At 56.7% G+C, this 14552-nt stretch carries 11 protein-coding genes; 9 read left to right on the top strand and 2 right to left on the bottom strand.

Annotated elements, in window-relative coordinates; genetic code table 11:
• The first annotated feature begins 3 nt into the window (after positions 1-3).
• Positions 4-2751, top strand: a complete 2748-nt coding sequence (locus ASD32_RS28850) for a glycosyltransferase family 2 protein (RefSeq protein WP_162252636.1) — start codon at positions 4-6, stop codon at positions 2749-2751.
• 398 nt (positions 2752-3149) lie between these two features.
• Here the strand turns inward: ASD32_RS28850 and ASD32_RS04080 are convergent, their stop codons facing one another.
• Positions 3150-4064 carry a class I SAM-dependent methyltransferase gene (locus ASD32_RS04080; RefSeq protein ID WP_082546632.1) on the bottom strand — a complete coding sequence of 305 codons (915 nt, stop codon included), beginning with the start codon at positions 4062-4064 and terminating at the stop codon, positions 3150-3152.
• 878 nt (positions 4065-4942) lie between these two features.
• Here ASD32_RS04080 and ASD32_RS04075 point away from each other — a divergent pair.
• Positions 4943-7024, top strand: coding sequence for a carboxy terminal-processing peptidase (locus ASD32_RS04075; protein ID WP_060636621.1), 2082 nt, complete (start codon positions 4943-4945; stop codon positions 7022-7024).
• A gap of 365 nt (positions 7025-7389) precedes the next feature.
• Complete coding sequence (locus tag ASD32_RS29980) at positions 7390-7539, top strand: hypothetical protein (protein WP_162252633.1); 150 nt, start codon at positions 7390-7392, stop codon at positions 7537-7539.
• A 138-nt stretch (positions 7540-7677) separates the two neighbouring features.
• Here the strand turns inward: ASD32_RS29980 and ASD32_RS04070 are convergent, their stop codons facing one another.
• Positions 7678-8361, bottom strand: coding sequence for a GntR family transcriptional regulator (locus tag ASD32_RS04070; RefSeq protein ID WP_060636620.1), 684 nt, complete (start codon positions 8359-8361; stop codon positions 7678-7680).
• Between the two features lie 143 nt (positions 8362-8504).
• On the opposite strand from ASD32_RS04070, the gene ASD32_RS04065 reads away from it, so the two are divergent.
• From ASD32_RS04065 to kduD, 6 genes are all read left to right on the top strand, one after another.
• Positions 8505-10019, top strand: a complete 1515-nt coding sequence (locus tag ASD32_RS04065; RefSeq protein WP_060636905.1) for an aldehyde dehydrogenase family protein — start codon at positions 8505-8507, stop codon at positions 10017-10019.
• A gap of 124 nt (positions 10020-10143) precedes the next feature.
• A complete protein-coding gene (locus ASD32_RS04060; protein ID WP_060636619.1) occupies positions 10144-11094 on the top strand; it encodes a substrate-binding domain-containing protein in 951 nt (316 codons plus the stop codon).
• A gap of 72 nt (positions 11095-11166) precedes the next feature.
• Positions 11167-12186: an ABC transporter permease gene (locus ASD32_RS04055; protein ID WP_200953565.1), complete on the top strand. Its 1020-nt coding sequence runs from the start codon at positions 11167-11169 to the stop codon at positions 12184-12186.
• Positions 12186-12923, top strand: a complete 738-nt coding sequence (locus ASD32_RS04050) for an ATP-binding cassette domain-containing protein (RefSeq protein ID WP_060636901.1) — start codon at positions 12186-12188, stop codon at positions 12921-12923. The genes ASD32_RS04055 and ASD32_RS04050 overlap by 1 nt, the downstream gene beginning before the upstream one ends.
• A 31-nt stretch (positions 12924-12954) precedes the next feature.
• Positions 12955-13797: a 5-dehydro-4-deoxy-D-glucuronate isomerase gene (kduI, locus tag ASD32_RS04045; protein WP_060636618.1), complete on the top strand. Its 843-nt coding sequence runs from the start codon at positions 12955-12957 to the stop codon at positions 13795-13797.
• On the top strand, positions 13794-14549 hold the full coding sequence (gene kduD, locus ASD32_RS04040) for a 2-dehydro-3-deoxy-D-gluconate 5-dehydrogenase KduD (protein WP_060636617.1): 756 nt from the start codon (positions 13794-13796) through the stop codon (positions 14547-14549). Before kduI ends, kduD begins: the two co-directional genes overlap by 4 nt.
• Positions 14550-14552: the final 3 nt, after the last annotated feature.

The following is a 14552-nucleotide window of genomic DNA, read 5'->3' as shown; positions in this document are numbered from 1 at the left end:
CCTTTGAAGTCCACAAAATCTTTCTCGGCTCACATGGAACAGGCCCACACGTATGCCGCCGCCCAAGATTGGGAAGCGGCAGCGCATGAGTACGCAAATGCGGCTGCAATCGAACCAAGCGCGCCGCTTTTCGTGCAAATTGGGCATATGTTGAAAGAAGCCGGATATTTGCATGCTGCTGTGAGATCCTACCGTGCAGCGATATACTGGGATGGAACCGGTACAGACGCTCGTCTGCATCTTGGCCATCTTTTAAAACGCCTTGGCAAGCTAGATCAAGCCCTAGCGATCTTTAAACGGCTTTCGGAGTTGCCACATGCCCCTTACGTAGCCTCCGAAATCACGGGCCTGGAAGTCGCAAAACTAAATGGGTATCAAACTCCGACTGCCTTAAAGAAACGCCGCCAGCAGATGCCAAAACTTCCAGGGGAATTGTTGAAAGCTGAACAGAGGATCAGAGCCTGCATTTCTGGCGAGAGCGCCCGCCGAACTAAATTGAGTCAGAGCAGGTTTTCTTCGCTGTACTCTGCACATAAAGTAAGAGGCTGCATTCGATTCCGCTCAGCTATTCCTGCCAGTATTAAACCGGTTGCGAACCTTATTATTAAGAACAATAGCCTTTTTGCGACAACGAACAATCCGCAAATGATGCTAGAGTTCCTACCGCCGTCAAAGCTTGCTGAAATGGAGGGGGCATGGATAGAGTTTACTGTCCGAATCGAGGCAGCAGGAAAGCTCATTAAGCCGGTGATTTATATTGAATCGCAACCGGGATGGCAAAGGTTTTCCACGATTCATCTTTCTCCCACGGGCAACGGCAGTTTTCGTGCCACGTTCCAGCTCTCACCGCGTACGTTCTCGATCCGGTTTGATCCCCTAGAATCATTTGGTCCTTTTCAAGTTTCCGAGCTTAGTTTGAAGAGACTGTCGTTAACTTCAGTTCTGTGCAGAGCATACAGAGTACCCGAAGGTTTAAATTTCTTAAAAAGAATCTTCACCTTGGGCACGGGCGGGCGAATAGTGCCTCGAACGCTTCCTACGATGATCGAGCAACCGGCTTTAAATGAATACGATCGTTGGATAGCGGGGCATGACCTTGCCAAGCAACAAACAGTAGTAGCCAATGCAGCTCCTACTATCTGTTCATTTGGTTGGCTATTACCTCTAGGTGAAGCCGATATTGCAATGGTACTTTCGACAATACAATCTCTAAAAGCACAAGTCGGAAACATAGACTGGAAATTATCGATACTTGCAAGCAGTAAAATATCCCACGATATTTTGCACGCGTTACATAGAGAAGAAAGTCTGGACCACCGGATCACAGTGGATGTGGTACCCGGAAACGCAGACCGGGGAACGTGTTTAAATTACGGCGCAAACACGCTCAAAACCAAATTTATCGGACATATTGAGCCGGGGGATAGATTTTCCAACGATATGCTTTTGACATTCGCCGGATACTTATCAAAACATAAGTCTACTGTACTTCTTTATTGCGATCATGATTTCCTCGATAAAAACGGCCGCCGTCATTCTCCCCGATTTAAGCCGGACTGGAATACTGACTATGCTTATTGCTACGACTACATCGGACGTACAGTGGTATTTTCAGACAATGCATTTAAGGAAGCTGGAAAGTATTCAAGCCAGTTTCCCGGCAGGGAAGATTTCGATCTCGTATTAAGGGTTACGGGCACGTTCAGCGACGACAAAATCATACATGTGCCGCTGCCGCTTTGGCATTGCGTTGGTACGGACGAGGTATCGGATATTGTTGGTCCGGTGACTGCCAATATTCGAAATCGTGGCCTTCGCCTCGTAGTGCAATCTGGAACAGGGGTGGGAACGGCGAGACTAGTATGGCCTCTACCTAAAACTCCGCCACATGTTACAGTAATAATTCCAACCCGAGACCGGATCGACTTGCTAAGGTCTGCAATCGACTCCATTTTGACAAAAACTACGTACCCTAATTTTGATATCACTGTGGTTGATAATGGAAGTGTGGAAAAGGGAAGTTTTCTTTACTTTAATGACATCAGTCAAACAAGCCGCGTGTCAATTCTCCGAGATGAAGGAGCCTTTAATTTCTCCCGCCTCAATAACCGTGCAGCTGCCGTAGCTACAGGCTCAGTGCTAGCCTTCATCAACAATGACATAGAAGTCATTGAGGCTGGCTGGCTTTCGGAACTTGTATCTACAGCTCTCGATCCGCACGTTGGTGCTGTTGGTGCGAAGCTGCTTTACCGGAGCGGTCATGTGCAGCACGCTGGCATCGTCGGTGGAGTTGGTGCTGTAGCGGGACATGGACACAAAAATTCGGCTTTTGATGACCCTGGCTACATGAACCGCCTGATCGTCCAGCAGAGTACAACTGCAGTTACCGCTGCTTGTTTGGTTGTGGAGAAACGCAAATTCGATTCAGTCTGCGGCTTTGACGAGTTGAATTTGGCAGTCGCATTCAACGATGTTGATCTGTGTTTGAAATTGGGCCAGCTCGGCTGGAGGACAATATTCACACCATGGGCAGTCCTTCAACACCATGAAAGCATTTCACGGGGGCCGGATGTCGGTGGTGAAAATGCAGAAAGGTTCAGAAGGGAGGCGTTATTCATCACTGAAAAGTGGGGCGCGACGCTATTGGAGGACCGTTTTTATAATCCAAACTTAACACGCGAGTATGAAGATTTTTCGCTTGGTCCGGGAAATAGATCACTTATACGAACCGTTATCAATGAGAACCTATAGCCCCATGGATCCGATTTTGTTTGGATGGTTCTGCAGTGTCGCCAAGCTTAGCAGCAGTGGTCGATGATGACGTCGTAGAATTTGAAGGCCCGGTTCGAGAATCGGTTTTCATGCCTGACCTGCCAGATATTTCAACGGATTGAGTTCGGGATTTCTGCAAAGCCAGGATGGCGAGGTTTGCGTGGATCAAGAGTTTTTGAGAAATGTGCTGCCCTGCCTGATGCATTATTGCGATGGCTGAGCATTGTCGGCAGCGTTTCGGAATATTTCAGTCAGATACGCGTTCATGGCATAGATATCCCGCCAAGACGATGACTAGAGCTGCTGCCTGCCGTTTTCGGGCCATTACTTATATCAAAACGTAAGTTTCGTGTGAGCGGTCACAAATCATGGCAAACTTAACCAATTGGCTTCTGGTAGATGCAAGCTGCAAAATGATTGTAGCCTGCGGCACTCACGGCTTCGTCAGTTAACATAGCCAGTTTAAGCAACGCATCGTCGGAGGGAAGTTGAAAGTTGGCGATGACGTCATTGAGGGCAATATGATAGATAGCGCCTCCCAAAAGCCAAACTGAAGCGTCGGGTAGTAACTCGTATATCGCCGGCAGGATAGCCTCGCTGTCAGGTGCTTCAGACGGATCTAATGCTATCATCTGCTGAATGGTAGGTTTAACCACCTTACGGGTTGCTTCGATCCGAGCGCCTGCACTCTTGGAGAAGAATCGATCTGGTAGTGCCGCTCGAAACGCATCCATGAAGCGCAGCTCCTCGTCTCGCCACTGAAAACGGTTTGGTCCGACATACTCGTTAATTACGAGATATCCGCCCGGTTTGAGAGCATTGACGGAGAGTTCAATTGAATGGCGAGTATCATCCATATGGTGAAGCGCGCTGTCCCAGTAAACGAGGTCGTAGCGCTCCGAGAATTTTAACGCAGTCAGTCCATCGTCCGTCCTGAATTCGGCTTTATGGGATAAGCCAAATGATGCAAAAAGCGCTTTTCCCTGTTCGACCCTTTGCTCGCTTATCTCAAATAATTCAAAAGCTCCAACGATCCCGCATTTTATCAATTGTAGTTCTTTGCCACCTGCGCCACACCCGATCGAGATGCCTCGCTCTAGGATTTTCCCCGCAAGTTGCGCTTTCAGCTTGTCGATAAGGCCATCCATCCAGGCCGCGCTGTCAGTGCCAATTCGTTTGTTAATTGCTCGAACGCAATCGGGGAAGAGCCAATATCGGCGGGGAATAGGACCCATTGTGACGGTATTCCAGTGCTGGGACGCTTTGGACTTTGTTTCGGTTGGCTCCATCATTAAAAGCCCAACTTGGAGGAGTTCTCTTTGGGATAAGTTTTGACCATCCGATCTTTATTCCGTTTTGCGGCTCGGCTTCCCAAAACCTGGCTCGCGGCTTCGTTGAAACTTTTTCGCATGAACGTCCTCCAAGAAATAATCCACCTTATACTTGCGGTAAATGTCAATTTGCAACTACCCTCTGCCAGGCTCTATCAACAATCTTCATTAAAGCTGAATCTAGATCTTTCCAAAAGCCGACGGATATGAATCGATGGCTTCGTTTCAAGGGTTGCAGCACTTTCTTTGCGATAAGATTTTGGCGAATATAGGCTTTGTCTTCTGGCCCGGTAGTCGCCGACGATGGACAGGCCACCCCAATACGAGATCAGGGAGGGTGGCGCATGCCCCACAAACTTCTGATCTCCGCAACATCACCACCTTGCCTTTTGCCGCCGAAATCTCGAACCTAATCCCGTAGAAAATATCGGGCAGTTCATGCATGGAAAAACCGGCTCTCAAGTCGCGTCTACAAACTCAACGACGGCATCATCAATCACTGCTTCCACCCTCGGGGAACACTGAAGAACCATCCATGGAATCATGCCTATGGGCTTTCGGAACGGGGCTATGGTTCTCATTAATTATGCGGTATTCTATCCAAACGACCGGTTTATTTTTTAGATTGGATTTTGCGTTTCGCTTTGTGGAGGCCGCTCTCAACCCTCCAGTGTCCCCCGTCACGGTATAGTGAGTTGAAACTCCCCGCCCGGCGCTTCAGAGTTGTCGGCGATTAAACCGATGCATCGAGGCAAAAGTTTCTTTCGTTGCTAAAAGGCCGTAATTGTTCCACCAACCTCCGTTACCGACGACACGACGTTTCAAAATTGGATAGCTGAATGCGTATACGATCTGGCTTGCTCTGTATTTTCCTGGCTCTCGCGCCCTCGGCTTACGCGCTGGATGCCGGGTCGCCGCCTGTTTTGGCGCCGCAGAAAGAGCAGGCGCAGGCTGCCCGTTTTAGTGCGCAGTTTCTGTCGCGGTATGGGTATAAGCCGGTTCCGCTTGATGATGCCCTGTCGGCGAAGATCATGGACCGGTTCATCAAGTCGCTCGATCCGGACCGGGTGCTGTTTCTGCAGGCCGATATTGATACGTTTATGGCAGACAGCACGAAGATCGATGATGCCATCAAGCGGGAAGATCTGAAGATCCCGTTTTCGATCTTCAACACCTATGGGCAGCGTGTGGCCGGACGGATGGACTATGCGCGCAATCTGCTGAAGCAAAATTTCGATTTCAGCGTGCAGGAAGTCTATGCGTTGGAGCGTGAGGACGCGCCCTGGCCGCAAACGGAAGCTGAAAGTGATGATCTCTGGCGCAAACGCGTCAAGGGCGACTGGCTGCGGCTGAAGCTGGCGGGGAAAACCGATGCGGTAATTCGCGATACGCTTGGCAAACGCTACCAGAACTCCCTCGAGCGCGCCTTCAAGTACAAGAGCGAGGATGTGTTCCAGTCGTTCATGGACGCGTACACCACGTCGGTTGACCCGCACACGGACTATTTTGGCGCGCGCGCGGCGGCGGAGTTCGATATTTCCATGAAGCTGTCGCTGGTGGGTATCGGTGCTGTCCTGCAAGAGCGCGACGACTATACGACGATCCGCGAGCTGGTGCCGGGCGGCCCGGCGCAGCTGTCCGGCAAGCTGATGGTCGGTGACCGCATCACCGGTGTCGGTCAGGGCGAGGACGGTCCGATCAAGGAAGTGGTGGGCACGCGCCTGGATGAAGTCGTACAGATGATCCGCGGCAAGGAGGATAGTGTCGTCCGGTTGGATATCCTGCCGGCGGATGCCGGGCCGGATGCCAGCCACCGCGTCATCAGCCTGAAGCGCGACAAGATCAGCCTCGACAAACAGGCTGCCAGGAAGGCGATCCTGCCCGTCAAGGACGGCGAGGCGACGCGCAAGATTGGCGTGATCACGCTTCCGGTGTTTTACGAGGATTTCGAGGCACGGCAGAAGGGTGATCCGGAGTATAGAAGTGCAAGCCGCGATGTGGCCAAGCTGCTGGGTGAACTGAAGCAGGACGACGTCGAGGGCGTGGTCATCGATCTGCGCAACAATGGCGGCGGGTCGTTGAGCGAGGCGATCGAATTGACGGGCCTGTTCATCGGCAAAGGGCCGGTGGTTCAGCAGCGCGGCGCCGACGGCCGGGTCGAGGTGGGAAGAGATGATCTGTCAAAGCCCGCCTGGACCGGGCCTGTCAGTGTGCTGATCAATCGCGGCTCGGCATCGGCATCCGAGATCTTTGCCGCAGCCATCCAGGACTATGGCCGTGGCGTGATTGTCGGCGAACCGAGTTTCGGCAAGGGAACGGTTCAGACCGTGATTAATCTTGACAAGGCGGCGCGCAACAGCAAGCCGAAATTTGGCGAGCTGAAAGTGACGATTGCCCAGTTTTTCCGGGTGAATGGCGGCACGACACAGCTGCGTGGGGTGACGCCCGATATCAGCCTGCCGGGTCTTTCGGATCTGAAAAGCTTTGGTGAAGCGAGCTTCGACAACGCGCTGCCATGGACGCAGATCAAGCCGGTCAGCTATGCACCTTCCGGCAATAACGCGGCGCTGCTGCCAAAGTTGCAAAGCCGCCATGATGAGCGGGTGCGAACCGACCCGGATTTCCAGCGTTTCGTGGAGGATATTGACGAGCTGAAAGCGCAGCGGGAAAAGGGCTTCATCTCGCTCAATCTGACCGAGCGCCGCAACGAACTGGCCGCTCAGGCAGCGCGTTCGAAGGCGCGCGCGCAGATCAATGATGGCGTCAACCTGAGTGAAGACGATGGGCTGCAGGCGGACGAGCGTAGCCTTAGCGCCGATCTTGCCCTGGAAAATGCCCGCAAGAATGCCAAGGATGTCCTGCTGAACGAGGCTGCAGCCATTCTTGCCGATGGGGCGGACTTGCAGCAAAGCATGCAATAGGCAGTCGCGGGTGACGCAACCACCGAAGACTGAGGTATTGCGTTGCGTAGGCTTGCGCTCTGGCTGGAATATGGATCTAGGCCCCGCAGAGGCGGCTCTGCAATGGACGGGCGTGCGATGGTGATCGCTTGGGCGGATTGGGACTGGGGTGGATAGCGCCCCAGTCCGGTCAGGAAAGCTGTTTGGTGGCCCCGCCATCGGCCGGTCAAGGCCCATCTCTTGGCAAGTCGCGTCCGGAAGATTTGCCAGCCGCGCCGCATTCTCCCCAAAAATGGTGCATCCACCGCAGGAAATCACGGGTGCTCCATTAGGGTTTCGTTAAGGATGCGAGGCCAGGCTTTCAACATCCGAAAGAGGAGTTGATTATGGCAAATACAATCGTCGATCTGCTTGAAAGTGCAAAGATTCTCGCCAAAGTGAACGGCGACCAGATGCTTGGCTATCTCATCGAGATGGCCCTGGTGGAGGCCCGGGAAGGCCAGCCGGCATCCGCGAAGGCAAAAAAAGCAGCGTAACTGTTCCACAAGGCGACATGGTGTACCGCGTATAGCCGTCACAGGAAGCGGTGGGGCGTTCGGTTCCTACCTTTAAGGACAGTCCGTGTGCGCACGCTGCATGCGTTGGATTCCGTGATGGCCGCTGGGTCAATGCCGCTATTCGAACAGGTCGCGGTTATCGGATTCGATCTGCGGCAGGTCGTTCAAGATGCCGTTGAGATGTGCCCGCATGGCGTCTGCGGCGGCATCGGCGTTTCTAGCGTCGATCGCGGTGACGATCTTTTCATGCTGCTCGATAAGATTGTTCATCGACGTGGGGTTGCGAAGTTGCAGGTTGCAGACCCTGTCCATATGCGCCTTGATATCGGAAATCGCATTCCAGGCGAGACCGCAGCCTGCACCTTCCGCGATTGCGATGTGAAACTGCTCATCCTCCCGCCGGAATGCATTATGATCGTGATCGGTCGCCGCCATCTTCTGGCGCAGCAGGATGCTGTCGATCTTCCGGCGTGTCCATGTGTCGAAGCTTTCGCTGGCCCGGCGGGCCACAGCCACTTCGATCGCCTCGCGCACGAAACGGGCTTCCATCATTTGACGGGCTGAGATCCGGACGACCACCGTGCCGCGATTGGGGCGGATCTCCACCAATTTCGATTTTCCAAGAGCGATCAGCGCTTCGCGGACCGGCTGCCGCGACACGCCGAGACGGGACGCGATTTCCTGTTCGGAGAGGCGCGAGCCGGGGGCGAGGTCCAGCCGGATGATGGCCTCGCGCAGATCGCGTTCGACCTGCGCTGCCGTGGTTTCCCCGGTCTCGATCTTCAATGTTTCAAGGTTCATGCTTTTCGCCGCCGCTGTCTCGTTGACATCCGTTTATAACCACCATACAGTACCATACATATTAGCGGTAACACAAGCGCGGCGCTCGATACGCCGGGCCGGAATGGAGGAGCCGGGACGGACATCCCGGTTGGTTGATGACGATACAGAACAATTTCATAGCGCCCGATTCTAGTGATCCGCGGCTACAGAGTAAATCCCGCTACCGGATGCTTGTCGATGGCAAGTCTGTGGATGCGCAGTCAGGCAAAACCATCGATCGCGTCAGCCCCGGCCATGCCGGCATCGTTGTCGGAACATGGCCTGACGCGTCTGCGGATGACGTCCGCGCCGCCATCGCTGCCGCCCGCCGCGCCTTCGATACAGGTCCCTGGCCGCGCATGTCGGGTGCCGAGCGGTCGCGGCTGATGTTCAAGACCGCCGAGCTTATTCTCGCCAATGTCGAAGAGATCGCGCTGATCGAGAGCCTGGAGGTTGGAAAGCCGATCGCACAGGCGCGCGGCGAAATCACCTTCTGTGCCGATCTCTGGTCCTATGCGGCCGGTCAGGCCCGCGCGCTGGAAGGCCAGACCCACAACAATATCGGCGACAATCGTCTCGGCCTCGTGCTGAGGGAGCCGGTCGGCGTCGTCGGCATCATCACACCATGGAACTTTCCCTTCATCATCGCCTCCGAGCGCGTGCCCTGGGCGATTGGCGGCGGTTGCACGGTGGTGCTGAAGCCATCCGAATTCACCTCCGGCACCTCGATCCGCATGGCGGAACTGGCGCGCGAGGCAGGCATTCCTGACGGCGTCTTCAATGTCGTCACCGGTTATGGCGATCCGGCAGGCCAGATCCTGGCGGAAGATCCGGGCACCGATATGATCGCCTTCACCGGCTCGGTCAGGGTTGGAACGAAACTCGGCGAGATCGCCGCCCGCAGCGTCAAGCGCGTCGGCCTGGAACTGGGCGGCAAGGGGCCGCAGATCGTTTTTGCCGATGCGGACCTCGACGCGGCCGCCGACGGCATCGCCTATGGCGTCTACCACAATGCCGGCCAATGCTGCATCTCGGGAAGCCGGCTTCTCGTTCAAGAGGGCATCCGCGATGCGCTAATGGAGCGCCTGCTCGACATCTCCCGCAAGGTGACCTTCGGTGATCCGCTGAACGAGCGCACGAGGATCGGTGCGATGATCTCGGAGGCTCATGCCGCCAAGGTCCATTCCTATGTCGAGGCGGGGCAGGCGGACGGGGCCGAATTGCTGCTTGGCGGCATGCGGGTCGGGGAGGGCTCGGGCCTCTATTATGCGCCGACCGTGTTTTCCGGCGTCACGGCCGATATGTCGATCGCCCGCGAGGAGATCTTCGGTCCGGTTCTGTCCACGCTGACATTCAAGACGGCCGATGAGGCGGTCGCCTTGGCCAACGCCTCGGAATTCGGCCTGTCGGCCAGCGTCTGGTCCACCAATCTGGAAAACGCGCTGCAAAGCATCCGGCGTATCCGCGCCGGGCGCTGCTGGATCAACAGCGTCATCGATGGTGCGCCTGAATTGCCGATCGGCGGCTACAAGAAGAGTGGTCTCGGACGGGAGCTCGGCCGCTACGGTTTCGACGAATATTCGCAGTTCAAGGGCATTCACGTGACCTTGGGCCGGCCGGATCCTTGGTTCCGGTGAGCATGCTCACCGGCATCTGAGGCAGAGGAGGAGTATCCCGGCTGGCGCGATCTTTGGTCGGAGCCCGCCAGCCGGGACATGGGTCTTTCGACCCCGATTGCACATCCAAAGGGAGGATACGCAAATGAAATTGACCAGACTGAAAACCGCAATGCTTGCGGCATGCGCAGCTATGGCTTTCACATCCACCGCCGTGGCGGCCGATGTCAAGGCGACGATGATCATCTACCTTGATCCGAGTGTCCAGTTCTTTAACCCGGTCGTCAAAGGCGCACAAGATGCCGCTGCCCAGTTCGGCGTCGATCTCGACGTGCAATATGCCAACAACGATCCGGTGCGCCAGAACGACCTGATCGAAAGCGCCACAGTGAGCGGCGTCGATGGCATCGCTGTTGCCATTTCCTCGTCGGATGCGTTTGACGCCAGCATTTGCGCTGCCGTCAAGGCAGGCATCATCGTCATCGGTTTCAACAATGACGACCTCGATGGCGCCAAGGGCAATTGCCGCCAGGCCTATGTCGGCATGGATGAATTCGCCTCCGGTTACGAGCTCGGCAACCGCATGATCGAGCAGTTCGGCCTGAAGGAAGGCGATGTCGTCTTCAATCCGCGCGAAATTCCAGAAGCCTCATTCGCTGTCGCCCGTGGCGGCGGCATCGAAAAGGCGATGAAGGAGAAGGGCATCAAGGTGGAAACGGTGCGCTCCGGGCTCGATCCCGCCGAGGCCCAGAATATCATTGCCCAGTTCCTGATCGCCAATCCCACCGTCAAGGCGCTGTTCGGCACCGGATCGGTCACCTCGACCGTCGGCGCCGGCGCCATCAAGGATGCCGGCATCGATATTCCCTTTGGCGGGTTCGATCTGGCGGTGGAAATCGTCAATGCCGTGGAGTCTGGCGCCATGTTCGCAACGATGGACCAGCAGCCCTATCTGCAGGGCTACTATCCCATCGCCCAGATCGCGCTGGCCAAGAAATATGGTCTGACGCCCACCGATGTCGATACGGGCCAGGGCGCCTTCCTCGACAAGTCGCGCATCAGCTCGGTCAAGCCGCTGATCGGCAGCTACCGCTAGCGCGTTTCGCCTGAGAGACCTTCCGGCCACCAACCGGAAGGTCATCGCGATCCCTGGAACAGAGTGATGACAGTGACCTATGCCATGACCGACAGTACCGTGCCAAAATCGCGCACGAAAAAACAATCGCTGCTGAAGCAGATCATGACGATGCCGGCCGGAGCCATCCTCCTGGTCTTTGCGACCCTGCAGATCGTCTGCATCGTTGGCGCGCTCGCCTATCCCGACGACTTCCGCTATTTGTCGCCGCAGAACCTGACGATCCTGATGAAGGCCATTCCGGTGCTCGGCTGCCTGGCGCTCGGCGCAGGTATCCTGATGATCGCCGGTGAATTCGACCTGTCGATCGGCTCGGTCTACACGTTGACGGCCGTCCTGATGGCAAGCCTCGTCGATGGCGGCATGAGCGCGTTCATTGCAGCGCCGCTCGGTATTCTGCTCGGCGTGATGATCGGACTTCTCAACGGTACGATCACACTGCGCTTCGGCCTGCCGTCCTTCATCGTCACGCTCGGGGGACTGCTGTTCTGGCGCGGTGCGGTGCTGCTCTATAATGGCGCCGTCCAGGTCCGGTTCGATCCGGAGCCTGCCTTTACCAGCCTGTTTGCCGGAACGATCTTCGGCATCAATGCCGCCTTCATCTGGATCGTGCTGTTCGTCATCGGCTTTTACCTGCTGCTGCACCGTCACCGGTTTGGCAACCATGTCTTTGCGACCGGCGGCAATCCCGCTGCGGCGACCGCCATCGGCATCAACACCGATCGCGTCAAGATGATTGCCTTTGCCATTGCCGGCGGCATGGCGGCTGTTGCCGGCATCATCGCCACGGCGCGCGTCGGCAGCGTTCAGCCGGGGCAGGGGGCGGGGCTGGAACTCCAGGCGATTGCCGCCTGCGTCATCGGCGGGCTTTCACTGCGCGGCGGGCGCGGCTCGATCATCGGGATCTTCCTCGGCGTCATGCTGATCCACACCATCACCGATGTGCTGCTGCTGCTCAGAGCACCGGGCTTCTATCTCGACATGTTCATCGCCACGCTGATCGTGGTCGCGGCCGCCTTCAACCATCTCATCGAACGCCGGGGGGCTGCATGATGTCCGCACCCAATCTTCTCGAACTGCACAATATCTCCAAGAGCTTTGGCGCATTGACGGCGCTGCGCGACCTCAGTTTCCACATCGGCCCCAACGAAGTCGTCGGCCTTCTCGGCGATAACGGCGCCGGCAAATCGACCACGGTCAACCTGATATCGGGGATCCACAAGCCGACCTCTGGCCACTTGAGCGTCGACGGCCAAAGGGCGGTGTTTACCTGCCGGTCCGATTCCGCCGATGCCGGGATCGAAACGATCTATCAGAACACCGCCCTGGTGGATTCGCTCTCCATCACCCGCAACATCTTCATGGGGCGCGAGCGCACCAATGCGTTCGGCTTCCTGAAACAGGGGGAGATGCGCGATATTGCCATGGAGGTGCTGGAAAAGGCCGTCCATATTTCCGGCATTGATTCTCCCGACAAACTGGTGGGAGACCTCTCCGGCGGCCAGAAGCAGGCCGTCGCCATCGCGCGTGCCGTCTTCTTCAAGCGGCGGGTGCTGCTGCTTGACGAGCCGACCTCGGCTTTGTCGGTGCGCGAAACCGAGGCCCTTCTGGCGCAGGTGCTGAAGCTGAAGGCCGAGGGCGTGTCGAGCGTGCTGGTGACGCACAATCTCTATCACGCCTACCAGGTCTGCGACCGGTTCGTGATCATGAGCCACGGGACCAAGGTATTCGATGTGCAAAAGGCCGATACCAGCATCAGCCAGCTCACCGAATATGTCGTCCTTACCTGACCCTTTCCTTCAAAGCCAAGAGGCAAATGCCGTGACAATTTCCGTAAACGTGCGCCAGGTCGTCGGACCAGAAGACACCGCCCGGCGCGACACGAAAGGCCTGCGCGAAGGCTTTCTCATCGAGGGGCTTTTCTCCAAAGGCCAGATCAATCTCACCTACAGCCATCTCGACCGGATGATCGCCGGCGGCATCGTGCCTGTGGAGCAAACGCTTGTCATCGACGAAGTCAAGGAAACCGGCACCAGCCAGTTCCTCGAACGGCGCGAAGCCGCCATTCTCAACATCGGCGGCAAGGGCACGGTAACGGCCGGGGGTACCGAGTATCCGCTGGGGTTTCAGGACGCGCTCTATGTCGGCATGGGGCAGGGGACGCTATCGTTTCGCAGCGACGACCCCAATACCCCCGCCGCATTCTATCTGCTGAGTGCGCCGGCACACCGCGTCTGCCCGACGATGCTGATCACGCTCGACATGGCAAAGAAGGTGCGTACCGGCTCGGCCGAAGAGGCCAATGCCCGGACGATCAACCAGTATGTGCATCCGGACGTCTGCGAGAGCTGCCAGCTTCTGGTCGGCCTGACGATCTTCGAGCCCGGTTCCGTCTGGAACACCATGCCCGCGCATGTGCATGACCGGCGCATGGAGGTCTATCTCTATTTCGGCATGGAGGAGGCGACCCGCATCTTCCATTTCATGGGCGAACCGCATGAAACGCGCCACCTCGTGCTGAAAAACCTTGATGCGGTGCTGTCGCCGGGGTGGTCCATCCACTCCGGTGCAGGCACCGGACGCTACTCCTTCATCTGGGCGATGGCCGGCGATAACATGAGCTTTACCGACATGGACAAGGTCCCGATGGAAAGCCTGAGATGAACCCGTTCGATCTTTCCGGCCGCTGCGCCATCGTCACCGGCGCAAACACAGGCATCGGCCAGGCGATCGCCGTGGGCCTAGCCAATGCGGGCGCCGACATTATCGGCGTCGGACGCTCGCCGATGGTCGAGACCGCTGATCTCGTCACCACTGCCGGCCGGGCGTTTCACCCGCTTCTGGCCGATCTTTCCAGGATGGACGAGGTGCGCGCCGTCATCGCGGATGCCTGCGCCATCCGGCAATCTCCTGACATTTTGGTCAATAATGCGGGAATTATCAGACGCGCCGATACGATCGATTTCACCGAGGAGGATTGGGACGCCGTCATGGACACCAATCTCAAATCGGCATTCTTTCTCTGCCAGGCCTTTGCACGAGTGGCAATGGCGCAAAAGCTCCCCGCTAAAATCATCAATATCGCGTCCCTCCTGTCGTTCCAGGGCGGCATTCGGGTGGCATCCTATACCGCCGCAAAAAGCGGCCTTGCCGGGCTGACGCGATTGATGGCCAATGAATGGGCAGTGCATGGCATCAACGTCAACGCCATCGCCCCCGGCTATGTCGAGACCAACAACACCACGGCACTGCGGGCAGACGCCGAACGCAATGCCGATATCCTCAAGCGCATTCCGGCCAGGCGCTGGGCGCGGGCGGATGATATGGCTGGAGCCGCCGTCTTCCTCGCCTCGCACGCCTCGGACTATGTGCACGGCACTGTCCTTCCGGTCGATGGCGGATGGCTTGCACGATGACGG

The organism is Rhizobium sp. Root483D2, assembly GCF_001426685.1.
Lineage (GTDB): Bacteria > Pseudomonadota > Alphaproteobacteria > Rhizobiales > Rhizobiaceae > Pararhizobium > Pararhizobium qamdonense.
Note: the sequence above shows the minus strand (reverse complement) of the source record. Positions and strands in the feature narration are given on the sequence as shown.